Below are 24210 nucleotides of genomic sequence, written 5' to 3'. Positions count from 1 at the left end.
GGGCGGTTACCTAAGCAAGCACTTGCTTGGTACGCTAGCACAGTGACTCATGCCGGCGGAGGCCCACCTTCTGGTGAAGGCATCAATTTGGGATTGGCCGGGCGGGTGGTGTTGGTCACCGGCGGCGTCCGAGGCGTAGGCGCCGGTATCAGTTCGGTTTTCGCCGCACAGGGCGCGACCGTGATCACCTGCGCGCGCCGCGCCGTCGAGGGTGTGCCTTATGAGTTCCACTCCTGCGACGTCCGCGACGACGAAGCCGTCAAGAACCTGATCGACTCCATCGTGGACAAGCACGGCAGGCTCGACGTCGTGGTCAACAACGCGGGAGGTTCGCCGTACGTCCTGACCGCGGAGTCCAGCCCGAAGTTCAACCGCAAGATCATCGAGCTCAATCTGATTGGTGCGCTGCTGGTTTCGCAGTGCGCAAACGACAAGATGCAGGACCAGCGGGGCGGGGGATCGATCGTCAACATCTGCAGTCTCAGCGGCCGGCGGCCAAGCCCCGGCACCGGCGCGTACGGGGCGGCCAAGGCCGGCCTGGAAAGCCTGACGCAGACGCTGGCGGTGGAGTGGGGACCGAAGGTCCGGGTGAACGCCTGCGTGGTCGGCATGGTGGAGACCGAACAAGCGGACTTGTTCTACGGCGACGCCGATTCGATCGCCGCCATCTCCAAGAATGTGCCACTGGGCAGGATGGCCACGCCCGAGGACGTCGGTTGGGCCGCAGCTTTTTTGGCCTCGGATGCCGCGTCCTACATCAGCGGCGCCTCGTTGGAGGTGCACGGCGGCGGCGAGCCGCCGCACTATCTGGCCACCACGAACGCGAGCTCGATCAAGTAGCGATCCAGTAGAGGGGATAAGGCATATGGGAGTTGTCGACGGCCGTGTCGTCATCGTCACCGGAGCGGGCGGCGGTATCGGGCGCGCGCACGCGCTGGCCTTCGCGGCCGAGGGCGCGCGCGTCGTCGTCAACGACATCGGTGTCGGTCTGGACGGGTCACCCGCCGGAGGAGGCAGCGCCGCGCAGGGCGTGGTCGACGAGATCACCGCGGCCGGTGGCGAAGCCGTGGCCAACGGATCCAACATTGCCGACTGGGACCAAGCGGCCGGCCTCGTCCGGACCGCCGTCGAAACCTTCGGCGGGCTCGACGTTCTGGTGAACAACGCCGGCATCGTGCGCGACCGGATGATGGCCAACACCAGCGAGGAGGAGTTCGACGCCGTCATCGCCGTACACCTCAAGGGCCACTTCGCCACGATGCGGCACGCGGCGTCGTACTGGCGAGGGCTGTCCAAAGAGGGCAAAACCGTTGACGCGCGGATCATTAACACCAGCTCGGGCGCCGGCCTGCAGGGCAGCGTCGGGCAGGGCAACTACAGCGCCGCCAAGGCCGGCATCGCGGCAATGACGTTGGTCGGCGCCGCCGAGATGGGTCGCTACGGCGTGACCGTCAACGCCATCGCACCGTCGGCCCGCACCCGCATGACCGAGACCGTCTTCGCAGAGATGATGGCGACGCAGGACCAGGATTTCGACGCCATGGCGCCGGAGAATGTCTCGCCGCTGGTCGTCTGGCTGGGCAGCGCCGAATCACGCGACGTCACCGGAAAGGTGTTCGAGGTCGAGGGCGGCAAGATCCGCGTCGCCGAGGGCTGGGCCCACGGACCGCAGATCGACAAGGGCGCCAGATGGGAGCCCGCCGAGCTGGGGCCGGTTGTGGCCGACCTGCTCGCGAAGGCGCGGCCGCCGGTCCCCGTCTACGGCGCCTAGCGCGGTTCGCACACCACCAACGGGATCACCCGGTCCGCGGCCTCGCGGTACTTCCGGTAGGGCGGATACATCCGCATCAGGGGCGGCCAGTAGCGGTCGCGTTCGGAGTCCGTTGCGTCGCGGGCGACCAGGTCCAGGCGCTCCGCGCGAATCTGCACCCGCACCTCGGGGTCTTCTTTCAGATTGCGGTACCACAACGGGTTCTCGTCGCGCCCACCGAACGACGCCGGCAGGATCACCCGATCACCGTCGCGCACGTACAGCGTCGCGGTGGTTCGCGGCTCGTTGGATGCGCGCCCGGTCGTCGTCAGCAGCGCCGCCGGAAGCCACAACAGCTTCGCGCCGATCCTGCCGTCAGTCCGGCGATACACCCAAATATGGGCACGCGCAAAGTATTTGAGCAGCAGCGCGACTGGACGGGAATTGCGGATCCGATGTCGGCTCGGCAACGTTAGGGGTCGCAGATGACGATCGGGATGGTCCGGTCGGTCCAGGACTGGTAATCGTCGTACGACGGGTACATGTCGACCAATTTGGGCCAGTACTTGGCGCGCTCTTCGTCGGTGGCATCCCGCGCCGTCAGGTCGAGCACCTCTTTTTTGATCTGCACCTGCACCTTGGGGTTGGCCTTCAGGTTGAGGTACCACATCGGGTTTTTCGCGGAGCCGCCCTTCGACGCCGCGACCACCACCCGGTCACCGTCACGCAGAAAGTACAGCGGGCTCACGCGGGGTTCGCCGGACTTGCGGCCGGTGGTGGTCAGCAGGGCGACGGGAATCTTCTGGAATGTCCCACCAAGGCCCTCTCCGCCGTTGCGGCGGTACATGAACGTGTTGAGGCGTGACATCCACTTGATCAGGAAGTCGGTGTAGGGCGTATTCAGAAACCGCGGCGGTGATTTTGGCATGACGTCATCCTAGAGACCCGTTAGCGCTTGATGAACGGACGGAAGCGAACCCTGATGTGGTGTATTTCGGCGTGGCCGCTCGCGCTTTCGGCGGGGATCACGAACGTTTCGTCAACCCGCGCGGCGAGCCGCCTGCGGCCGAACCCCGCCTTGGTCAGCACGTCGTAGGCCGCGTGCACCTCGTCGCCGCTGATTCGGTAATCGGGTGGCGTGGTGTCGGCGATGACCCAATATTGAAGTCCGCGATTTAGGCTGCGCCGCAGGTGATTTCCGGAGAATCCGTTCTTCACTCCCTGCTCGATGCGGGTGCACCGGGCCGCAAACGGAACGCTATCGCCGTCATGGCTGACGAGCGCGTCGATGTACGCCTGCGCCGCCGCGATGCGGTCGGCCTCCGAGACGCCCAACTAGATCCGCTCGATGATGGTGCCGGTGGACAGGGCGCCCCCGGCGCACATCGTGATCAGGGCGGTGCTCTGATCGGTGCGCTCCAGCTCGTGCAGCGCGGTGGTGATCAGCCGGCTGCCGGTGCTGCCCACCGGGTGGCCGAGCGCGATCGCGCCGCCGTTCACGTTCACCCTGGCCATGTCGGGTTCGTGGACCCGTGCCCAGGACAGCACCACCGAGGCGAAGGCCTCGTTGATCTCGGTGAGGTCGATGTCGCCGATCTTCATGCCGGCTTTCTCCAGCACCTTCGCGGTCGACTGCACCGGTCCGTCCAGGTGGTAGTAGGGCTCGGCGCCGACAAGCGCCTGGCTGACGATCCGGGCACGCGGCCGCAGCCCGAGCGCCTTGGCCTTGTCCTCGTCCATCCACAACACCGCGGCCGCACCGTCGGAAATCTGCGACGAGGTGCCCGCCGTGTGGATCCCGCCCTCGAGGACCGGCTTGAGCTGGCTCAGGCCCTCCAGGGTGGTGTCGCGCAGGCCCTGGTCGCGGGAGACCATGTGGCGGTCGCTGGTGGGCTGCTTTTGCTCGTCGAGCACCGGCGCCTCGATCGGGGAGATTTCCCGGTCGAAACGGCCCTCCTCCCAGGCCCGCTTGGCGCGCAGCTGCGACTCGAACCCCCACGCGTCGATGTCCTCGCGGGTGATGCCGCGGCGCTTGGCGATCCGCTCGGCGGCGGTGAACTGGTCGGGCAGATCGATGTCCCACGACGCGGGCCGCAGGATGGTGCGGTCCGGACCCGCGTTGGCGCCCAGGCCGACGCGGCTCATGGCCTCGATCCCGCACGCGATGCCGACGTCGATCGCGCCCGCCGCGATCAGGCCGGCGACGAGGCCGTTGGCCTGCTGGCTGCTGCCGCACTGGCAGTCCACGGTCGTGGCGCCCACATGCTCCGGCAGCCCGGCGACGAGCCAGCTCACCCGGGTGATGTTGTTGGACTGCTCGCCGTACTGGGTGACGCAACCCCCGACGACCTGCTCGACGTCGCCGGCGTCGATCCCGGCTTTGTCCACCAATGCCTTCTGCACCGCGCCCAGCAGCTCGGTGGCGTGCAGTCCTGACAGCCATCCGTTGCGCTTGCCGATCGGGCTGCGGGTGGCTTCAACGATTACCGGGTTACCCATGGGGCCAGGCTAGAACACGTTTCATTACTCTGACAAGCGAGGATGCTTGGGCGCCTTTTGTCTGCGGTGGAGGCATGTTTTACTGGCACCAGAGCATCACTAGGACAGCTAGTGTCCTGGGATCGCAGGTCATCGAGGACTGCAGTGAAGGAGAATTAGCGTGCCCAGCCCCAATCTTCCGCCCGGGTTCGATTTCACCGACCCGGACATCTACACCGAGCGGATTCCCGTCGAGGAGTTTGCCGAGCTGCGGGCGACCGAGCCGATCTGGTGGAACGAACAGCCCCCGGGCAAAGCCGGCGGGTTCAACGACGGCGGATTCTGGGCGATCACCAAGCTCAACGACGTCAAGGAGATCTCGCGGCGCAGCGACGTCTTCTCCAGCTACGAGAACTGCGTGATCCCGCGATTCAACGACGACATCGCGCGTGAGGACATCGAGCTGCAACGGTTCGTCATGCTCAACATGGACGCGCCGCATCACACCCGGCTGCGCAAGATCATCTCGCGCGGCTTCACGCCGCGCGCCGTCGGGCGCCTGGAGGACGAGCTGCGGGAGCGCGCCCAGAAGATCGCCCGGGACGCGGCGGCCGCCGGTTCCGGCGACTTCGTCGAGCAGGTGTCCTGCGAGCTACCGTTGCAGGCCATCGCCGGCTTGCTCGGGGTGCCGCAGGAGGACCGCGAAAAGCTCTTCCGCTGGTCCAATGAGATGACCGGGAATGACGATCCCGAGTATGCCGACATCGATCCCAAGGCATCGTCATTCGAGGTGCTCAACTACGCGATGCAGATGGCCGCGGTCAAGGCCGAGAATCCCGGCGACGATATCGTCACCACGCTGATCAACGCCGACATCGAGGGTGAAAAGCTCTCCGACGACGAGTTCGGTTTCTTCGTCATGATGCTCGCGGTGGCCGGCAACGAGACCACGCGTAACTCCATCACGCAGGGGATGATGGCCTTCGCCGACTTCCCCGACCAGTGGGAGCTGTTCAAGAAGGAGCGCCCGGAGACCGCCGCCGACGAGATCGTCCGCTGGGCCACCCCGGTCACGTGTTTCCAACGGACCGCGCTCGAGGACTACGAACTCTCCGGCGTGCAGATCAAGAAGGGTCAGCGGGTGGTGCTGTTCTACCGCTCGGCCAACTTCGACGAGGAAATCTTCGACGATCCGTATACCTTCAACATCCTTCGGGATCCCAACCCGCACGTCGGTTTCGGCGGCACCGGCGCGCACTACTGCATCGGCGCGAACCTCGCCAAGCTGACGATCAACCTGATCTTCAATGCCGTGGCCGATCACATGCCCAACCTCAAGCCGATCTCGGAGCCCGAGCGGCTGCGGTCGGGCTGGCTCAACGGCATCAAGCGCTGGCAGGTCGACTACACCGGCAAGTGCCCGGTGAAGCACTGATGGACTTCGACCTCAGCGCCGAGCAAAACGCGGTTGCCGATGTCGTCACGTCGGTGCTCGACCGCGAGATCTCATGGAGCGCTTTGGTTGACGGCGGCGTGATGGCGTTGCCGGTGCCGGAACGACTGGGCGGTGACGGCGTGGGCCTGCCCGAGGTCGCGACGGTACTCACCGAAGTCGGTCGCCATGGCGCCATCACCCCGGCGCTTGCCACGCTGGGCCTGGGCGTGGTGCCGCTGCTCGACCTGGCCTCCGACGAACAGCAGGGCCGGTTCCTGGCTGCCGTCGCCAAGGGCGGTGTGTTGACCGCGGCGCTCAACGAACCCGGCGCCGCGCTGCCCGACCGGCCGACCACCACCTTCGTGCATGGGCGGTTGTCTGGCACCAAAGTCGGTGTGGCCCATGCCGAACAGGCGGATTGGATCGTCGTCACATCCGACAGCGCCGTCGTGGTGGTGTCGCCGAAGGCCGATGGGGTGCGGCTGGTTCGCACGCCGACGTCGAACGGTTCCGACGAGTACACAGTCACGTTCGCCGACGTCGCCGTTCCCGACGGCGACATTCTGGCTGGCGCGACGGCGCGCCGAGTGAATCAGCTGGCGTTGGCCGCGATCGGCGCATACGCCGACGGGCTGGTCGCGGGGGCGCTGCGGCTGACCGCCGACTACGTGGCCAACCGCAAGCAGTTCGGCAAGCCGCTGTCCACCTTCCAGACCGTTGCGGCGCAGCTGTCTGAGGTCTATATCGCCTCGCGCACCATCGATTTGGCCGCCAAGTCGGTGGTCTGGCGACTGTCCGAGGGTCGCGATGCCGACGACGACCTCGACGTGCTCGGGTACTGGATCGCGTCGCAGGCGCCAGCGGTCATGCAGACGTGTCATCACCTGCACGGCGGGATGGGAATGGACATCACGTACCCGATGCACCGCTACTACTCGACGATCAAGGACCTCACCCGGCTGGTGGGCGGGCCTTCTCATCGTCTCGACCTGGTGGGAGCGCAATGTTCATCGAACTGACCCCGGAGCAGCGGCAGCTGCAAGCCGAGATACGGCAATACTTTTCGAATCTCATCTCCTCCGACGAGATGAAGGAGATGGAAAAGGACCGGCACGGCGCCGCCTACCGCGCGGTGATCCGGCGGATGGGCCAGGACCGCATGCTCGGTGTCGGATGGCCAAAGGAGTTCGGCGGCCACGGTTTCGGGCCGATCGAACAGCAGATCTTCGTCAACGAAGCACACCGGGCCGACGTGCCGTTGCCGGCGGTGACGCTGCAGACCGTCGGGCCGACGCTGCAGGTATTCGGCAACGAGATGCAGAAGAAGAAGTTCCTGCCCGCAATCCTGGCCGGCGAGGTCCACTTCGCGATCGGCTACACCGAGCCCGAGGCGGGAACCGACCTGGCTTCCCTGCGCACCACCGCCGTCCGCCACGGCGACGAGTACATCGTCAACGGCCAGAAGATCTTCACCACCGGCGCACACGACGCCGACTACATCTGGCTGGCCTGCCGCACCGACCCCGAAGCCGTTAAGCACAAAGGCATTTCGATCCTCATCGTCGACACGAAGGATCCCGGCTACTCTTGGACGCCGATCATCCTGTCCGACGGCGCCCACCACACCAACGCCACGTACTTCAATGACGTGCGCGTGCCCGCGGACATGCTGGTCGGCGAGGAGAACGGCGGATGGCGTCTGATCACCACCCAGCTCAACAACGAGCGGGTGATGCTCGGGCCGGCGGGCCGGGTCGCCGGTATCTACGACCGCGTGCACGCCTGGGCGTCGAAGCCCGGCGGCGACGGCGTCACGCCGATCGATCAACAAGACGTCAAGCGGGCGCTCGGCGAGATCCACGCGATGTGGCGGATCAACGAGCTGCTCAACTGGCAGGTGGCCGCCGCGGGCGAGGACATCAACGTGGCCGACGCCGCGTCGACGAAAGTCTTTGGCACCGAGCGCATTCAGTACATCGGCCGGTTGGCCGAGGAGATCGTCGGGAAGTACGGCGATCCAGCGGACTCCGACACGGCCGACCTGCTCAACTGGCTCGACTCGCAAACCAAACGCAATCTGGTGATCACCTTCGGTGGCGGCGTCAACGAAGTCATGCGTGAGATGATCGCGGCCGCTGGCCTCAAGGTGCCGAGGGTGCCCAGATGACCGACATCCAGGAAGCCGTCGCGCAGATCAAGGCCGCCGGCAGCAGTAAACCGCGCGCGGCCCGCGATCCGGTGAATCAGCCGACGATCAACAACTGGGTGGAGGCGCTGGGCGACCGCAACCCGATCTACACCGACGAGGCCGCCGCCCGGGCCGCCGGTCACCCCGGAATTGTCGCACCGCCGGCGATGATTCAGGTCTGGACGATGTTCGGCCTGGGCGGAGAACGTCCGAAGGACGATCCACTCGGCCCGATCATGCAACTGTTCGACGACAACGGCTACATCGGCGTGGTGGCCACCAACTGCGAGCAGACCTATCACCGCTATCTGCAGCCCGGCGAGGAAGTCAGCATCACCTCCGAGATGGGTGACGTGGTCGGGCCCAAGCAGACCGCCCTGGGCGAAGGCTTCTTCGTCAACCAGCACATCATCTGGCGGGTCGGCGACGAGGACGTCGCCGAGATGAACTGGCGCATCCTCAAATTCAAGCCGCGCGAGTCGACGGAGTCCTCCGGCTCGGTGCCTGAGGACCTCGATCCCGACACCATGATGCGCCCCTCGATGTCGCGGGACACCGCGTTCTTCTGGGAGGGCGTCAAGGCGCACGAGCTGCGGATCCAGCGCCGGCCCGACGGCAGCCTGCAGCACCCACCGGTGCCCGCGGTGTGGCAGGACAAGACCGAGCCGATCGACTACGTGGTGGCCAGCGGTAAGGGCACGGTATTCAGTTTCGTCGTACACCACGCGCCGAAGGTGCCCGGCCGCACGCTGCCGTTCGTCATCGCGCTCGTCGAGCTCGAGGAAGGCGTGCGGATGCTCGGCGAACTGCGCGGCGCCGACCCGGCCGCGGTGGCGATCGGAATGCCCGTTCGCGCAACGTATATCGATTTCCCGGCTGGCGACGCCGGACCGGAGTGGACCCTATACGCCTGGGAGCCCGTGGGAGATTCAGCATGAGTGCTCCGGCGATTGAGGTGGGCACGAAGCTGCCCGAGCTGAAGCTGCACGGCGATCCGACGTTCATCATCTCGACGGCCCTGGCCACCCGCGACTTCCAGGACGTGCACCACGACCGCGACAAGGCGCAGGCCAAGGGCTCGAAGGACATCTTCGTCAACATCCTCACCGACACCGGGCTGGTGCAGCGCTACATCACCGACTGGGCTGGCCCGTCGGCGCTGATCAAGTCCATCGGACTGCGGCTGGGTGTCCCGTGGTACGCCTACGACACGGTCACGTTCTCTGGCGAGGTGACCGCCGTGGACGCCGGCCTGATCACCGTAAAGGTGGTGGGCAGCAACAGCCTTGGCGATCACGTCGTCGCCACCGCCACGCTCACGATGGGGGACGCCTAGTGTTGTCGGGTAAAGCTGCGATCGTCGGCATCGGGGCCACCGACTTCTCGAAGGATTCCGGCCGAAGCGAGCTGCGCCTGGCCGCCGAGGCGGTGCAGGACGCCCTCGACGATGCCGGCCTCAGCCCGGCCGACGTCGACGGGCTGACCACGTTCACGATGGACACCAACACCGAAATCGCCGTCGCGCGTGCCGTCGGCATCGGCGAGCTGAAGTTCTTCTCCAAGGTCCACTACGGCGGCGGGGCCGCGTGCGCGACCATCCAGCACGCGGCGATGGCCGTCGCGACCGGCGTGGCTGACGTCGTGGTGGCGTACCGGGCATTCAACGAGCGTTCTGGCATGCGGTTCGGCCAGGTTCAGTCGCGGTTGGTGGGTGATGCTGGCGCCCAAGCCGATTCGACGACGGCGGACAACTCCTTCTCCTACCCGCACGGGCTTTCCACGCCGGCCGCGCAGGTGGCGATGATTGCCCAGCGGTACATGCATCTGTCCGGCGCGACCAGCCGGGACTTCGGTGTCATCTCGGTGGCCGACCGCAAGCACGCGGCCAACAATCCCAAGGCCTACTTCTACGAGAAGCCGATAACCATTGAGGATCACCAGAATTCGCGATGGATCGCCGAGCCATTGCGGTTGCTGGACTGCTGCCAGGAAACCGACGGCGCGGTTGCGATCGTGGTGACGTCCGTTGAGCGCGCGCGGGACCTCAAGCAGCGGCCGGTCGTCATCGAGGCGGCGTCGCAGGGTTCCAGCCCGGACCAGTACACGATGGTGAGCTACTACCGCCCGGAGCTGGGGCTGCCCGAAATGGGTCTGGTCGGCCGGCAGCTGTGGCAGCAGTCCGGGCTCAAGCCGTCGGATATCCAGACCGCGGTCTTGTACGACCACTTCACGCCGTTCACGCTGATTCAGTTGGAGGAGTTGGGATTCTGCGGCAAGGGTGAAGCGAAGGACTTCATCGCCGGCGGTGCCGTCGAGATCGGCGGCCGGCTGCCCATCAACACCCATGGCGGCCAACTCGGTGAGGCCTACATCCACGGCATGAACGGCATCGCCGAGGGTGTGCGGCAGTTGCGCGGCACCTCGGTGAACCCGGTTCCCGACGTCGAGCACGTGTTGGTCACCGCGGGGACCGGCGTCCCGACGTCGGGCCTCATCCTCGGCTAGGTATTCGCTGTCCGTGCCGAACGTGCGGCCAGCCCCACACTCGACGCCCAACGTGCGGCCAGCCGCACGTTCGTCGGAGTGTGTATAGCTGAAGTGACGACGGCGGCGCCTCATGCGACGCTGCGGAGTCATGACAGAGCCGTTTATGGGCAGCGAGGCCATCGCGTCAGGGGTGATGTCGAAGTCCCAACTGGCGAAGCGCTTTCGCCGATTGTTCCCAGGCGTCTACCTGGAGCGTGAAGTAGATGTCACCGCCCAACTACGTGCCAAAGCCGGGTGGCTCTGGACCGGGCGCCGAGGCGTTGTCGCGGGGTTCGCCGCGGCCGCTCTGCATGGCAGCAAGTGGGTCGATGATGTGCAGGTCTGGAGCTGATTCATGACAATCGGCGCAGTCCACCGGGGATCCAGGCACGCCAAGAGCGGATCGAGGAGGACGAGATCGAGCTCGTGGCCGGTATGCCGGTCACCTCGCCGGTCAGGACTGCACTGGACTTCGGCTGTTGGTACCCGACCATGACGGCCGTGGCGGGGATCGACGCTCTCGCCAGAGCAACGGAAATCAAAGCGGCTGATGTCGAGCTGCTGGCTCGCAGGTACGCCGGGCGCAGGGGCATCGTGCGAGCACGCCGAGCGGTAAACCTGTTCGATCCGGGTGCACAGTCGCCCAAAGAGTCTTGGTTGCGCATCGTCTTGATCGAGGCGGGCCTGCAGAGACCGCAGACACAGATTCCGGTACGCGACGAATTCGGCAGTGCGATCGCATATCTGGACATGGGTTGGGAGGACGTCAAGGTGGCGGTCGAGTACGACGGCGAGCAACACCGCAGCGATCGACGGCAATACACGTGGGATGTCCGGCGATTGGAAACACTCGAGCGACTCGGGTGGATCGTCATCCGGGTGGTGGCTGGAGATCGGCCCGCTGAGATCGTTGGCCGTGTTCGCAACGCGTTGGCCCGGCGAGCGTGCGGCTAGCCGCACATTCGACGCCCAACGTGCGGCTAGCCGCACGTCCGGCGCAAGGGGAGGAGGCTGCCCAGCTAGCGGCGGCCGACAACCGGAAAGACGGTCTCCGTCCCGCGCCGGCCCTTGATCTCCACCTGCTCCGAGTGACCCCACACGTATTGCGCCTCAACGGCAGCATGCACGCCGGCGCTGACCATCACGTCGGCATACCCGGCGCGCCCGGCAATGCCGGCCAGCCGGAACGCCACGTTGGTCGCATCGCCGATGACGGCCGTGACCGTCCTTGTCATCGCCGCGATCGCGGCCCGGCCCTGCACCACGCCCCAACCCATGCGAATCGGAGAGCCGTCCGGCGCGCGCAGCGGGAGCGTGGGCCCGAGCTCCTCGACCCTGCGATTCGCCGCAAGCGCGAAGTCGATCGCGAGCTCATTGGCCGCCGGAATCGTCCGCAGTTCCCAGACCGCGTACAGCGCATCGCCGGCGTAATGGTTGAGCGTGCCGCGGTGGGCGCGCAGGACGCGGCCGAGCTCGTGCCAAAGGTAGTTCAGGCTGCGGGCGATCACCTGGTTGTCGGTGACTTCCGAGATCGTCGAGTAGTTGGTGATATCCCCGACCACCATCACCATGGTCTCCTCGACGATCCGCGTCAGGGTCGGGCTGGTGTTGGTCACCCCGACGGCGTTGAACCGGTCCGACCGGAAGGTGAGCACGACGTCGCCCACCGAGATCCGGTCGTCGGGCTTGAGAGGGACCTGCACGGCGCGCTCCAGCGGCATGCCGTTGAGCAACGTCCCGTTGGTGCTGGTGTCGATGAGATAAGCCCGGTCGGTGCTGACGTCCAAGCGGATCTCGAGGTGGTTACGCGAGATGTTCGGATCGGGGATCACCAGCCGGCGTTGATCGTCGATACCCGCGCACTGGCGGCCGACGAACAGTTGATCGAAAATCGGCACGCTCACGTCGGCGCCGTTTATGCGCATGTCGAGATGGGCCTGTGGCTTGTCCCACCAATCGGAGCGCATCGATTACCAACCTAGCCGCGCTGGAACCGCCGCGTGCGGTGTCGCGAGCGAGACCCCGTGTCTTCTGCCCCGCCCGGCTTGACGAGCTTGTGCACACACGAAGCGTCCATCTGAAGAGCCGTTGGCTGCAAGAGGTAATGGTACAAGTAGGGCCGACGCTCAGCGAACAAGCTCCGGCTGCGCTTCCAGGGCCGCCCGGGTTGCGATCCGACCGGCATCGAGGGCGGCATCGATGTTTTTGAAGTCCAATGGGCCGATCGCCGAGACCTCCGGCTCGATGATCGCCGCAACCCGGGGAAGCTCGCGCAGGTTCCCCTTCGGGGCGGCGAGTTCAACGCTGCGAAGCAACGTCTCCTGCAGCGGGGGCAGGGCCGCATCGGTGCCGGTCAGCAGCCGCCGGACGAACGCGGGAGGCCGTAGCATTTCCGGCAGCGGACCAAAGCCCTTCGACGGCACGTACGTAGTCCGCAGATCTACGCAGATGACTTCGCCATCCGGGTCGGCGCACATGATGTCGGCCGGCAGAATGTTAATCAGTCCACCGTCGACCAGGAGCCGCTCGCGGTGTTGCACCGGCGGCAGGAGACCGGGGATCGAAATCGATGCGCGCACGGCGACCCACAGCAGCCCACGCCGATGGATGATCTGATCGCCCGTGATCATGTCCGTGGAGACGGAGAAAAACTCCCTCGGCAGGTGCTCGATCATGGTGGTGCTGCCGAAGAACCCTTCGATCAGACGATCGACACGCCGACCTCGGGTAAGGGCTATCGCCGGGATCGTGTAGTCGCTGACTGGCCTGGTTTCGGCGATGTGCTCTCGTGCCGCGGCGGTCGCCTCTCGGGCGTCGATCCCCAGCGCGAAGGTTGCCGCGGCGAGAGCACCGGCGCTGGTTCCGCCGAACCTGTCGATGACAATGCCCGCCCGGGTGAGCTCTTCGAAGACGCCGTAATGCGCGAGCCCCCGAGCGCCACCACCGCCCAGCACCAGACCCAGCGATCGGCCGGCGATTCTGCGGGCCAGGGCACCGATTCCGCCGTCGTCGGCCTGGTGATGGGAGACCGGCTGCAGCAGGTCCCACCAGCTGGGATCCGGCACCACGTCGCACGTGAGCAGGTGGACCGGCTTTTGCGTGACGGGTGGGACGAGCGCTTCCGGCGGATGGGATTGATCCGCGAGGACCACGAGTCGGTCGCTTTGCGCGACGACATATCGTCGCCAGTTCTCGCCCGAGCCCCGATCGGCCACCAGCAAGACCCAATCGTTGCTTCGCTCCATCCGATCGACGGTCTCGCTAAACGCTTCGACGAGCTCGCCGTAGTGATTGGCCGCGGCCGTCGTGTCGACGGGTGGTGCGACCACCGCGGCCTGACCGTGCGGGCCCAGGCGAGTCACGATCGTGTCGACGATCGGGGCCGCGGCCATATCGCCTGTCGACAGCACGCCGACCACCCGGCGACCCCGAGAGACGTTGGCCGATCGCGACTCGCGAAGCATTCCCGCCATCGCCCGGAACATCGCATATTGCAGTGACGGAGCCTTCGCGAGCACCTCGGTGAACGTGTCGGCGGCGATCTTCCAGACGACGCCGTCCCGAAGGGCTCGTATTCCGGCCGAGCGAGCGGCACCGGTGATGACGCCCAGGTCTCCGACCGACTCGCCGGCCGCCATCTCACGAAACACCTGCCCATCCGGACCGACCGCCGCGAATCGTCCCGAGGCGATGACATAGAAGGCGTCGGGCGGGTCTCCCATGCGAAAGAGCCACTCGTTGGCGGGGATGTACTGGCGAGCTACGGCGCTCGAGAGTCGATCGAGTTGCTCGTCGTCGATCTCAGCGAATATCGGAATACTCCGCAGTGCGGTTCGCTCATCGACCGCACGCGGTACGGGTGACTCCCGTTTGGGGCTCATGACGTGCTGCTATTGGTGTCCCGGCCCAAGGACGGAAAGCATGTTCCGCAGTTTAGCGGTAACCCGCCGCGCACAAAGGCGCTATGCGGGCAGAAGCTCGACGCCGCTCAATACGACGGCGTTGTCACGCGAAGGCGCGACGACGCTGGCCAGGAATCGGCCGTTCTCCTTCCAGATGCCGACCGTGAGCGTTTCACCGGGGAACGCCACACCGGCGAAACGCGCGCCGTAGGCCGCCACCGCGCCAGCGTCGCCGTCCAGCAGCGCGTCGGTGATCGCCTTACAGGTCATGCCGTAGGTGCACAGGCCGTGCAGGATGGGCCGGGAAAAGCCTGCGGCCGCGGCGAATTCCGGATCCGAGTGCAGCGGGTTGCGATCGCCGCATAACCGGTAGAGCAGCGCCTGCTGCGGCAGGATCGGCATGTCGACCTCCAGGTCGGGGGCGCGGTCCGGCGCCGCATCAGCCGAAGACGGCCCGCGCTCCCCGCCGAATCCGCCCTCGCCGCGGGCGAAGATCGATCGCTTCTGGGTCCACAGCAGGGTTCCGTCGGGCGCGCTGACCGTCGTCTCGCTCCAGATCACTGCGGCCTTGCCCTTGTCCCAGATGTCGGTGAACCGCGTGACGGCGCGCGCGGAACCCGACGGCGGCAGCGGCCCGGGCACTTCCACCCGCTCGCTAGCGTGCAGCACCTTGCCCAGCTCGATGTCGATGCCCGGAAACTTCACGGTCGGCGGTTTGGTGGCGTGAAAAGTCGCGGCCACGTTGCCGAACGTCGGTAGCACCTGCGGCGTGTCGTCGATCAGGTAACGAAGCTCGCGGGCATCCATCGGGTCGGCGCCGGCACCCAGCCCGAGGTGGTAGAGCTGGATATCGCTGCTGACCCAAGAGAATTCGATCGGGTCCAGCTCCGCCGCCAGCGCGACGTCCACGTCAATCGGCATATCAGTTCTCTCCAGCAATGTGCAGCGCCGCCAGGTATCCGAAGGTCATCGCCGGTCCGATCGTGCCGCCAGGGCCGGGATAGGTGTGCCCCATCACCGGGGCACTGACATTGCCTGCGGCGTAAAGGCCTTCGATGATCGTCCCGTCATCGCGCAGGGCACGGCCGTGGACGTCGGTGCGGATGCCGCCCTTGGTGCCGAGGTCCCCTGGCACCATCTTGGCGGCGTAGTACGGCGCTTGATTGATCTCGCCGAGATTGGGATTCGGCTTGTTGGTCGGGTCGCCGTAGTACTGGTCGTAGGCGCTTTCGCCGCGGTGGTAGTCCTCGTCAACCCCTGACCGCGCAAAGTCGTTGAACCGCTCTACCGTCGCAGTGAAGTCGGTCATGGGCAATCCGGCCTTGGAAGCCAGCTCCTCCAGTGTGGCGGCCTGGATGATCACGCCGGATTCCAGCCACTTGCGCGGAATGCGTTGCCCGGGCTGCAAACCCGCGAAGATGTAGCGGTCGCGGTATCGCTGGTCGAACACCAGCCACGCCGGGATGTTCTCGCCCGGCCCCGGCCCCTGGCCAAATTCCCCGCCGTACATGTGATGGCAGGCTTCGACATACGGCATCGATTCGTTCATGAACCGTTTGCCGGACATGTTGACGATGATCGATCCCGGCGAATTGCGCTCCGACAGGGCGAACCACGGCGCACCGACCAGCGGCACGGTCGGCCCCCACCACGCGTCTTCCATGAGATCCAGGGCGGCACCGAGCTTTTCACCGGCGATGATGCCGTCGCCGGTATTGGCCTTGGCGCCGACGGTCCATTCGGTGGTGATCGGCGCGCGCTGGTATTTCACCCGCATCTGTTCGTTGTGCTCGAATCCGCCGCTTGCCAATATCACGCCGCGTCGGGCCCGGATCAGCTGGGGCTCAGCTGATTCCGATGCGCGGGTGTCGCGGACGTACACCCCGCGCACCACCCCGTCCTCGACGTACAGGTCGGTGAGAGCGGTGTTGAGCAGGACCGGGACGCCGGCACGTTGCAGACCGATCCGCAGCGGTCCGATCAGGGCCCGCCCCATACCGACCAGATTTTTTCCGGTCGCCTTGGCCCACATCGTGCGCGCGCCGACCTTCAGGCTGCGCAGCACCCCCCGCGGGTGTCGCTTCAGCTGATTCAGCCGTACGTAGTCCTGTTGCATCACAACCACATTCAGCGGCACCTTGCCATAGGCGGGCTCCAGCCCGGACTCGTCGGCGCCGAGCTTGCGGGCGTTGAACGGCTTCGGCTCGATCGAACGCCCTCCGGCGCGGCCACCCGGCTCCTCGGGGTAGTAGTCGGAGTAGCGCGGCACCCAGCACATCTTCAGCGGCGTGTGCTTGAGCACGAACGACAGCATCTCGGGCCCGCGTTCCAGGTAGGCGTCGATGCGTTCGGGCTCGACCTTGCTGACCGACGAGTCGCCGATGATGCCGTGCAAGTAGGTGCGGGCGGCGTCGGGCGTGTCTTTGACGCCGTCGCGCCGCAGCACCTCGTTGTTCGGAATCCAGACCCCACCCCCCGACCGCGCGGTGGAGCCGCCGAAGTGGGGGGCCTTTTCGATGACTACTGTCGAAAGGCCGCGGTGCGCGGCGGCGAGGGCAGCAACCATGCCGGCTCCGCCGCTCCCGACCACGACGACGTCGTACTCCTGCGCTGTCATGTAGAACACGTTATAGAATTGCCCGGGTCGGGCGCTACTGGCCCGGTCACACGGACGAGGGGACTTCGGTAAATGCTCAGTGTTGCCACGCGCGACGAGCTGGCAGCCGACCTGGCGCAGGCCGAGCGAAGCCGTGAGGCGATCGCTCCGCTGACCGCGGCCTACCCGGACATCGACGTCGTCGACGCTTATGAGATCCAACTGATCAATATCCGGCAGCGCGTCGCCGAGGGGGCCCGGGTCTTGGGCCACAAAGTCGGGCTCTCGTCGAAGGCGATGCAGCAGATGATGGGTGTCGACGAGCCGGACTACGGGCATCTGCTCGACGAGATGCAGGTGTTCGAGGACACCCCGGTCAAGGCGGGCCGCTATCTGTTGCCGCGGGTGGAGGTCGAAGTCGCTTTCATCCTGGGCGCCGACCTCCCGGGGGCCGGTTGCACCGAGGACGACGTGCTTGCGGCCACCGAAGCCCTGGCTCCATCGATCGAACTGATCGACACCAGGATCACCGACTGGAGGATCGCGCTGTGCGACACCATCGCCGACAACGCCTCGTCGGCGGGCTTCGTGCTGGGGCAGGCCCGGGTGGCGCCGGGCGATGTCGACGTCAAGACGATCGACGCGGTGCTGACCCGCAACGGCGAGGTGATCGCGGAGGGCCGCAGCGACGCCGTGCTCGGTAACCCGGTCACCGCGGTCGCATGGTTGTCCCGCAAGGTGGAAAGCTTCGGCGTCCGGCTGCGAAAAGGTGACATCGTGTTACCCGGATCGTGCACCCGCGCGATCGACGCACGCGCCGGAGACGAGTTCGTTGCGGACTTCACGGGCCTGGGTTCGGTCCGGTTGTCCTTTGAATAGTCTCGAATTACTTTTGAACTAGTCCAAATACCAGGAGCGTCGACATGCCGTCTAAGGCAAGCGTGGCCATCGTCGGGTCGGGAAATATCAGCACGGATCTGCTCTACAAGCTGCTGAGATCGGACTGGCTGGAACCGCGCTGGATGGTGGGGATCGACCCGGAAAGCGAGGGCCTGGCCCGGGCCCGCAAGCTGGGTCTGGAGACCACCCACGAAGGCGTTGACTGGCTGCTGGCGCAGTCCGAGAAGCCCGACCTGGTATTCGAGGCGACGAGCGCCTACGTCCATAGGGATGCCGCCCCGAAGTACGCGGCCGCGGGGATCCGGGCCATCGACCTGACGCCCGCCGCCGTGGGCCCCGCGGTGATCCCGCCGGCCAACCTGCGCGAACATCTGGATGCGCCCAACGTCAACATGATCACCTGCGGTGGGCAGGCGACCATCCCGATCGTGTACGCCGTGTCTCGGGTGGTCGGCGTGCCGTACGCCGAGATCGTCGCGTCGGTGGCATCGGTGTCGGCCGGGCCGGGAACCCGCGCGAACATCGACGAGTTCACCAAGACCACCAGCAAGGGCGTGGAAACCATCGGCGGGGCCGAGCGCGGCAAGGCGATCATCATCCTCAACCCGGCCGACCCGCCGATGATCATGCGCGACACCATCTTCTGCGCCATCCCCGAGGACGGCGACCGCGACGCGATCGCCAAGTCCATCCACGACGTGGTGGCCGAGGTGCAGACCTATGTGCCGGGCTACCGGCTGCTCAACGAGCCGCAGTTCGACGAGCCGTCGATGAACTCCGGCGGCCGGGCGCTGGTCACCACATTCATCGAGGTCGAGGGGGCGGGCGATTACCTGCCCCCGTATGCGGGAAACCTCGACATCATGACCGCGGCGGCCACCAAGGTCGGCGAGGAGATCGCCAAGGAAACGCTTTCCGTTGCGGGAGGTACACGATGACCGGCATTTGGGACGTCCGGATCACGGACACTTCGCTGCGCGACGGGTCGCACCACAAACGCCATCAGTTCACCAAGGACGAGGTCCACGCCATCGTGGCCGCCCTGGATGCGGCCGGCGTTCCGGTCATCGAGGTGACGCACGGCGACGGGCTGGGCGGCTCGAGCTTCAACTACGGGTTCTCCAAGACGCCGGAGCAGGAGCTGATCAAGCTCGCGGCCGAGACCGCCAAAGAGGCCAGGATCGCGTTCTTGATGCTGCCCGGGGTGGGCACCAAAGACGACATCAAGGAAGCGCAGGACAACGGCGGGTCGATCTGCCGTATCGCCACCCACTGCACCGAAGCCGACGTGTCGATCCAGCACTTCGGGCTGGCCCGCGAGCTGGGCCTGGAGACCGTCGGATTCCTGATGATGTCCCACACCATCCCGCCGGAGAAGCTGGCCGCGCAGGCCCGCATCATGGCCGACGCCGGATGCCAGTGCGTCTACGTGGTCGATTCGGCCGGGGCGCTGGTCCTCGAAGGGGTGCGCGACCGGGTGGCCGCGCTGGTCGCCGAACTCGGCGACGACGCTCAGGTCGGCTTCCACGGCCACGAAAACCTGGGCCTGGGGGTGGCCAACTCGGTGGAGGCCGTCCGGGCCGGCGCCAAGCAGATCGACGGCAGCGTGCGCCGTTTCGGGGCGGGCGCGGGCAATGCCCCCGTCGAGGCCCTCATCGGGGTGTTCGACAAGATCGGCGTCAAGACCGGCATCGACTTCTTCGACATCGCCGACGCCGCCGAGGACGTGGTGCGGCCCGCGATGCCTGCCGAGTGTCTGCTCGACCGCAACGCGCTGATCATGGGCTACTCCGGGGTGTACTCGAGCTTCCTCAAGCACGCGGTGCGCCAGGCCGAACGCTACGGGGTGCCCGCGGCCGCGCTGTTGCACCGGGCCGGTCAGCGCAAGCTCATCGGCGGCCAGGAAGACCAACTCATCGACATCGCGCTGGAAATCAAGCGCGAGCAGGATCGCGGTGCGGCCGTAACGCACTGACGTAGCTAATCGTGCGCGAGTAGCCTGGCGCTCATGACCGTGACATCCAAGACAGCGAGCCGTTCTCGCCGCGGAATCTGCGGCACGCTCGCCGGGGGACTGCTGGCTGCTGCCGCGTCGGCGGTGGTCGCACTGCCGGTGGCCAACGCGGATCCTCCGTGCAATCAGACCGTGGGTAATTCGATCGACTCGTACCTGCAGCGGCATCCCGACCTCCACCAGCAGCTGGAATCCAAGTCGCGGGCGGAGGGCGGCAATGGCACCGTCCTCGACTACCTCAATCGGCATCCGGACGTGCGGCAGCATCTGATCGACCTGTCCCAGCAGTGCGTGCCCTAGTGATCGGCAGTCGTCGCCGCGCGCCGTCGACGACGCGCGGGAATGTTCGCCATTGACGAAAAAGTAGAACACGTTCTAGCGTCTAGGCGTGTTCTCTAAACCCCTAACTGACGCCATCGCCGAGGCCGAAGAGTTGGTCGCCGCGGCGCCGTTCATCGAGACCGAAGCCGACCTGCTCGAAGGACTGCAATACCTGGCCGGCGGCATAGCCGCGTGTGAGCACCTGGCTTTCGACTACGAGCGTGACCACCCCTTCCTGCTGTCGGGCACCGGCCCCTTCACCAAGATGGGCCTCGACAATCCCGACACCCTCTACTTCGGCACGCGGGTGCACGCCGACCACGACTACGTGGTCACGGGCCGGCGTGGCACCACCACCGACCTGAGCTTCCAGCTGCTCGGCGGCGAGTACACCGACGACAACGTGCCCGCCAGCCAGGCCGCGTTCGACGACCGTGAACTCGAGATCGCCGCGGACGGCAGCTTCGAGTGGCGGGTGCGCCCGACCAGCAACGGGCAGTTGGTGATTCGCGAGGTGTACGGCGACTGGGCGGCGCAGCGCGGCACGCTTACCATTTCCCGACTGGACACCGCGGGCACAGCGCCGCCGCCGTTGACCCGTCAGACGATCGAAAAGCGTTACGCCACAGCGGGAAAGCAGCTGGTGAACCGGATCAAGACCTGGTTGCAGTTCCCGGAGTGGTTCTACCTCAACATCCCGGTCAACACAATGGTCGCGCCCCGGCTGACCCCCGGCGGCCTTTCGACCCAGTACTCGTCGGCCGGGCATTTCGATCTGCGGCCCGACCAAGCGATGGTAATCACGATCCCGGTCTCCGACGCCCCGTACCTGGGCTTCCAGCTGGGCAGCCTGTGGTACATCTCGCTGGACTACATCAACCACCAGACCTCGCTGAATAACACCCAGGCTCAGGCGGATCCGGACGGCAAGGTCCGCATCGTCGTCGCCGATCAGAACCCGGGCGTGACCAACTGGGTGGAAACGCTCGGCCATCGGCGCGGCTACGTGCAGTTCCGCTGGCAGCGGGTATCGCGCGAGCTCACGGACGCCGACGGGCCCACCGTCGAGGTAGTCGACTTCGACGCCGTACCGGGCGCGCTGCCGTATTTCGAGCACAACAAGATCTCCGAGGAACAGTGGCGCGAGCGAATCGCGTTGCGCCAAAGCCAAATTGCGGCCAGGATGCTGGGGTGACGATGTCAGGAATGCTCAAGCGAAAGGTCGTGGTCATCAGCGGCGTCGGGCCGGGCCTCGGCACCACGCTGGCGCACCGATGCTCGCGTGACGGTGCCGATCTGGTGCTGGCGGCCCGCTCCCTGGACCGGCTCGAGGCCGTCGCCAAGGAGATCAACGACTTGGGGCACAAGGCGGTGGCGGTGCGCGCCGACATCACCAACGACGAGGAGGTCGCCTACCTCGTCGAGAACACCACGGCGGCCTACGGCAAGGTCGACGTGCTGATCAACAACGCGTTCCGGGTGCCGTCGATGAAACCGTTGGCCGGCACGTCGTTTCAGCACATTCGGGACGCGATCGAGCTCAGCGCGCTGGGCGCACTGCGGCTTATCCAGGCTTTCACCCCGGCGCTGGAAAAGTCGAGCGGATCGATCGTGAACGTCAACTCCATGGTGCTGCGGCACTCACAGGCGAAATACGGCGCCTACAAAATGGCCAAGTCAGCCTTGCTGGCGATGTCGCAGTCGCTTGCCACCGAGCTCGGTGAGAAGGGGATTCGCGTCAATTCCGTTGCGCCCGGTTACATCTGGGGCGAGACACTGCAGGCCTACTTCGACCACCAGGCCGGCAAGTACGGCACCACGGCGGACCAGATCTACCAGGCGACAGCCGCGAACTCCGACCTCAAGCGGCTGCCCACCGAGGACGAGGTGGCTTCGGCGATCCTGTTCCTGGCCAGCGACCTGTCCAGCGGCATCACCGGGCAGACGCTGGACGTCAACTGCGGGGAGTACCACACCTGATGACCGAGCGCACTGATGTCGGTACCGTCGACGAACTGCACGCATCGGCCACCAAGCTGACCGGGCTCGATGACTTCGGCACCAACGACGACAACTACCTCAAAGCGCTGGAGGTGCTGCTGGACTCCTACCGGCGCGAGGCGGACCTAACTGTGTTGGGCAGCAAGATGAATCGGTTCTTCCTGCGCGGTGCGCTGGTGGCCCGGCTGCTGTCCGAATCATCCTGGAAGCAATATCCCGAGCACGTCAACGTCGCGATCGAACGGCCGATCTTCGTCACCGGGCTGGTGCGCACCGGCACGACGGCGCTGCACCGGCTGCTCGGAGCCGACCCCGCGCACCAGGGCCTGCACATGTGGCTGGCGGAATTCCCGCAGCCGCGCCCGCCCCGGGAAACCTGGGACTCCCACCCGCTGTACCGCCGCTTGGACGACCAATTCACTCGGCACCACGCGGAGAACCCCGGTTACACCGGCCTGCACTTCATGGCCGCATACGAGCTGGAGGAATGCTGGCAGCTGCTGCGGCAGTCGGTGCATTCGGCGTCCTACGAAACGCTTGCGCACCTGCCGAGCTACTCAAAGTGGTTGTCGGAGCAGGACTGGACGCCATCGTATCGTCGGCACCGCAAGAACCTGCAATTGATCGGGCTCAACGACGCCGACAAGCGTTGGGTGCTGAAGAACCCCAGTCATCTCTTCGCGCTGGACGCCTTGATGAAGACCTACCCCGATGCGCTGGTGATCCAGACTCATCGACCGGTCGAGACGATCATGGCCTCGATGTGCTCGCTGGCCCAGCACACCGCGGAGGGCTGGTCGACGAAGTACGTCGGCGCCCAAATCGGTGCCGACTCAATGGAAACCTGGTCGCGCGGGTTGGAGCGGTTCAACACCGCACGCGCCAAATACGATCCGGCGCAGTTCTACGACGTCGAATACCGGGAATTGATCGCCGATCCCTTGGGTACGGTCGCCGACATCTACCGGCACTTCGGGCTGACGCTGACCGACGAGGCGCGGGCCGCCATGGAAAAAAGCCATGCCGAAAGCCAGTCCGGCGCCCGCGCGCCCAAACACACGTATTCGCTGGCCGATTACGGGCTCACCGTCGACGCGGTCAAGGAGCGCTTCGCCGGGCTGTAGTCAGCCGTCAATCCGCTGCGCCCCCAACCACACTCCATCGGGCGAGCCGATGGCGCCCGCCCGCTCCCGTGCCTCGGCGAGCTCGGCCGAGGCCGCGAATTGTCGTGCGGCGCCGATGTTTTCCATGTCCATGACGACGAGCACGGTGTTCGGATCGTCGCCGTCGACGTATGTCCCGGTTACCACCAGCCCATGCCGGCGCCGAGTCGCGTCCAGCTCCGGGTCGCGAAACACGTCGTTCCACCGATCGACGCTTGCTACTCGCTGCTTGACCAGCATGACTCCGGTCATGAGGACCTCCTTCGAGTAACTTGTATGTCTACACTCGTAGACAAACCTACTACGCTAGTGCAACGCCGCCGTTATGTCTACAGTTGTAGACATAACTGAAAGGAGCGGCATGGACAGTGCAGCGACGCGGCGCCGCGACGCCGGTGCGACCAGAGGCCGACTGCTGGCAGCGGCGCGAGAGCTGTTCCTCGGACAGGGGTACGACGCCGTCGGCCTGCGTGAGGTGGCGGCGAAAGCCGGTGTCGACGTCACCCTGGTTCGCCGCTATTTCGGCTCGAAGCAACGGCTTTTCGCGGAAGCCACCGACGTCTCGGAAGACACCGACGAAATCCGGAACGCCGCCGACGACACCGTGGGCAGACAAATGATTGCCCGGGTCCTCGGGGCGCGACGGGACGTCGAAGCCCCGCTGTTCGCCCTGCTGCGGTCCAGCGGAGACCCGGCGGTGGTGACCCGACTGAACTCACAACTCGAGCACGGCCTCACCCGCAACCTGTCCAAGCGGATAACCGCCGACCACGCCCGGATTCGCGCGGACATGGTGACGGCTTTGCTCCTGGGCATCGGCGTGCAGCGTGTCCTATTGCAGAAGAAGCCGATGGCCAGCGCCCGTGACGACGACATCGCGGCGGTGTTCCTCGAGGCCTTCGAAGCGATCACCAAACTGCCCCAAGGCGATTGACC

Annotated in this window: 25 protein-coding genes and 1 pseudogene; 17 read left to right on the top strand and 9 right to left on the bottom strand. The window is 66.0% G+C overall.

What is annotated here, in order from left to right; all coding sequences use genetic code 11:
• Positions 1-81: 81 nt before the first annotated feature.
• Together ACQI5H_RS16360 and ACQI5H_RS16355 are read left to right on the top strand one after the other, a co-directional pair.
• The gene (locus tag ACQI5H_RS16360; protein ID WP_427080444.1) at positions 82-840 is read left to right on the top strand and encodes an SDR family oxidoreductase; all 759 of its coding nucleotides are present in this window, start codon (positions 82-84) and stop codon (positions 838-840) included.
• Positions 841-865: 25 nt separating this feature from the next.
• Positions 866-1771: an SDR family oxidoreductase gene (locus ACQI5H_RS16355; RefSeq protein WP_427080386.1), complete on the top strand. Its 906-nt coding sequence runs from the start codon at positions 866-868 to the stop codon at positions 1769-1771.
• Here the strand turns inward: ACQI5H_RS16355 and ACQI5H_RS16350 are convergent.
• The 4 genes from ACQI5H_RS16350 to ACQI5H_RS16335 are packed head-to-tail and all read right to left on the bottom strand — an operon-like array spanning position 1768 to position 4249.
• Positions 1768-2220: a nitroreductase family deazaflavin-dependent oxidoreductase gene (locus tag ACQI5H_RS16350; protein ID WP_427080385.1), complete on the bottom strand. Its 453-nt coding sequence runs from the start codon at positions 2218-2220 to the stop codon at positions 1768-1770. The two genes, ACQI5H_RS16355 and ACQI5H_RS16350, sit on opposite strands and share 4 nt — an antisense overlap.
• Before the next feature lie 2 nt (positions 2221-2222).
• On the bottom strand, positions 2223-2678 hold the full coding sequence (locus ACQI5H_RS16345) for a nitroreductase family deazaflavin-dependent oxidoreductase (protein WP_427080384.1): 456 nt from the start codon (positions 2676-2678) through the stop codon (positions 2223-2225).
• Between the two features lie 20 nt (positions 2679-2698).
• Entirely contained in the window at positions 2699-3085 is a 387-nt protein-coding gene (locus ACQI5H_RS16340) for a hypothetical protein (protein ID WP_427080383.1), read from the bottom strand.
• Positions 3086-4249 carry a steroid 3-ketoacyl-CoA thiolase gene (locus tag ACQI5H_RS16335; protein ID WP_427080382.1) on the bottom strand — a complete coding sequence of 388 codons (1164 nt, stop codon included), beginning with the start codon at positions 4247-4249 and terminating at the stop codon, positions 3086-3088. It lies immediately after the preceding gene.
• A gap of 160 nt (positions 4250-4409) precedes the next feature.
• Between ACQI5H_RS16335 and ACQI5H_RS16330 the strand changes: the two genes are divergently transcribed.
• From ACQI5H_RS16330 to ACQI5H_RS16300, 7 genes and pseudogenes are all read left to right on the top strand, one after another.
• Positions 4410-5663, top strand: coding sequence for a cytochrome P450 (locus tag ACQI5H_RS16330; protein WP_427080381.1), 1254 nt, complete (start codon positions 4410-4412; stop codon positions 5661-5663).
• On the top strand, positions 5663-6682 hold the full coding sequence (locus tag ACQI5H_RS16325; protein WP_427080380.1) for an acyl-CoA dehydrogenase family protein: 1020 nt from the start codon (positions 5663-5665) through the stop codon (positions 6680-6682). The genes ACQI5H_RS16330 and ACQI5H_RS16325 overlap by 1 nt, the downstream gene beginning before the upstream one ends.
• Positions 6667-7830: an acyl-CoA dehydrogenase FadE29 gene (gene fadE29, locus ACQI5H_RS16320; protein ID WP_427080379.1), complete on the top strand. Its 1164-nt coding sequence runs from the start codon at positions 6667-6669 to the stop codon at positions 7828-7830. Before ACQI5H_RS16325 ends, fadE29 begins: the two co-directional genes overlap by 16 nt.
• The gene (locus tag ACQI5H_RS16315) at positions 7827-8789 is read left to right on the top strand and encodes a bifunctional MaoC family dehydratase N-terminal/OB-fold nucleic acid binding domain-containing protein (RefSeq protein ID WP_427080378.1); all 963 of its coding nucleotides are present in this window, start codon (positions 7827-7829) and stop codon (positions 8787-8789) included. Before fadE29 ends, ACQI5H_RS16315 begins: the two co-directional genes overlap by 4 nt.
• On the top strand, positions 8786-9187 hold the full coding sequence (locus ACQI5H_RS16310; RefSeq protein WP_427080377.1) for a MaoC family dehydratase: 402 nt from the start codon (positions 8786-8788) through the stop codon (positions 9185-9187). Before ACQI5H_RS16315 ends, ACQI5H_RS16310 begins: the two co-directional genes overlap by 4 nt.
• Positions 9187-10356, top strand: a complete 1170-nt coding sequence (locus ACQI5H_RS16305; RefSeq protein ID WP_427080376.1) for a lipid-transfer protein — start codon at positions 9187-9189, stop codon at positions 10354-10356. Before ACQI5H_RS16310 ends, ACQI5H_RS16305 begins: the two co-directional genes overlap by 1 nt.
• 130 nt (positions 10357-10486) lie before the next feature.
• A pseudogene (locus tag ACQI5H_RS16300) lies at positions 10487-11331 on the top strand (DUF559 domain-containing protein).
• Positions 11332-11396: 65 nt separating this feature from the next.
• On the opposite strand, the gene ACQI5H_RS16295 reads toward ACQI5H_RS16300, so the two are convergent.
• The 4 genes from ACQI5H_RS16295 to kstD form a co-directional block, all read right to left on the bottom strand.
• Complete coding sequence (locus tag ACQI5H_RS16295; RefSeq protein ID WP_427080375.1) at positions 11397-12344, bottom strand: FHA domain-containing protein; 948 nt, start codon at positions 12342-12344, stop codon at positions 11397-11399.
• A gap of 159 nt (positions 12345-12503) precedes the next feature.
• Entirely contained in the window at positions 12504-14258 is a 1755-nt protein-coding gene (locus tag ACQI5H_RS16290) for a patatin-like phospholipase family protein (RefSeq protein ID WP_427080374.1), read from the bottom strand.
• An 81-nt stretch (positions 14259-14339) separates the two neighbouring features.
• The gene (locus tag ACQI5H_RS16285) at positions 14340-15200 is read right to left on the bottom strand and encodes a MaoC/PaaZ C-terminal domain-containing protein (protein ID WP_427080373.1); all 861 of its coding nucleotides are present in this window, start codon (positions 15198-15200) and stop codon (positions 14340-14342) included.
• A gap of 1 nt (position 15201) precedes the next feature.
• A complete protein-coding gene (gene kstD / locus ACQI5H_RS16280; protein WP_427080372.1) occupies positions 15202-16896 on the bottom strand; it encodes a 3-oxosteroid 1-dehydrogenase in 1695 nt (564 codons plus the stop codon).
• Between the two features lie 72 nt (positions 16897-16968).
• Here kstD and ACQI5H_RS16275 point away from each other — a divergent pair, with 72 nt between their 5' ends.
• The 7 genes from ACQI5H_RS16275 (at position 16969) to ACQI5H_RS16245 (ending at position 23235) form a co-directional block, all read left to right on the top strand.
• On the top strand, positions 16969-17754 hold the full coding sequence (locus tag ACQI5H_RS16275) for a 2-keto-4-pentenoate hydratase (RefSeq protein WP_427080371.1): 786 nt from the start codon (positions 16969-16971) through the stop codon (positions 17752-17754).
• Between the two features lie 44 nt (positions 17755-17798).
• Positions 17799-18713, top strand: a complete 915-nt coding sequence (locus ACQI5H_RS16270; RefSeq protein WP_427080370.1) for an acetaldehyde dehydrogenase (acetylating) — start codon at positions 17799-17801, stop codon at positions 18711-18713.
• Positions 18710-19750 (top strand): 4-hydroxy-2-oxovalerate aldolase, encoded by a 1041-nt coding sequence (gene dmpG / locus ACQI5H_RS16265; protein ID WP_427080369.1) that lies wholly within the window; start codon positions 18710-18712, stop codon positions 19748-19750. The genes ACQI5H_RS16270 and dmpG overlap by 4 nt, the downstream gene beginning before the upstream one ends.
• Positions 19751-19783: 33 nt before the next feature.
• Positions 19784-20089, top strand: coding sequence for a hypothetical protein (locus ACQI5H_RS16260; RefSeq protein WP_427080368.1), 306 nt, complete (start codon positions 19784-19786; stop codon positions 20087-20089).
• Positions 20090-20177: 88 nt separating this feature from the next.
• Positions 20178-21305 carry a hypothetical protein gene (locus ACQI5H_RS16255; protein WP_427080367.1) on the top strand — a complete coding sequence of 376 codons (1128 nt, stop codon included), beginning with the start codon at positions 20178-20180 and terminating at the stop codon, positions 21303-21305.
• Between the two features lie 2 nt (positions 21306-21307).
• Entirely contained in the window at positions 21308-22090 is a 783-nt protein-coding gene (locus tag ACQI5H_RS16250) for an SDR family oxidoreductase (protein WP_427080443.1), read from the top strand.
• Positions 22090-23235 carry a sulfotransferase family protein gene (locus ACQI5H_RS16245; protein WP_427080366.1) on the top strand — a complete coding sequence of 382 codons (1146 nt, stop codon included), beginning with the start codon at positions 22090-22092 and terminating at the stop codon, positions 23233-23235. Before ACQI5H_RS16250 ends, ACQI5H_RS16245 begins: the two co-directional genes overlap by 1 nt.
• On the opposite strand, the gene ACQI5H_RS16240 is transcribed toward ACQI5H_RS16245, so the two are convergent.
• On the bottom strand, positions 23236-23526 hold the full coding sequence (locus ACQI5H_RS16240) for a hypothetical protein (protein WP_427080365.1): 291 nt from the start codon (positions 23524-23526) through the stop codon (positions 23236-23238).
• Positions 23527-23635: 109 nt separating this feature from the next.
• On the opposite strand from ACQI5H_RS16240, the gene ACQI5H_RS16235 reads away from it, so the two are divergent.
• Entirely contained in the window at positions 23636-24208 is a 573-nt protein-coding gene (locus tag ACQI5H_RS16235) for a TetR family transcriptional regulator (protein WP_427080364.1), read from the top strand.
• The last annotated feature ends 2 nt before the right edge of the window (positions 24209-24210 follow it).

Source organism: Mycobacterium heidelbergense (assembly GCF_050205645.1).
Lineage (GTDB): Bacteria > Actinomycetota > Actinomycetes > Mycobacteriales > Mycobacteriaceae > Mycobacterium > Mycobacterium heidelbergense_A.
The sequence above is the reverse complement of the archived record's forward strand: the minus strand, read 5'-3'. Positions and strand labels throughout refer to the sequence as shown.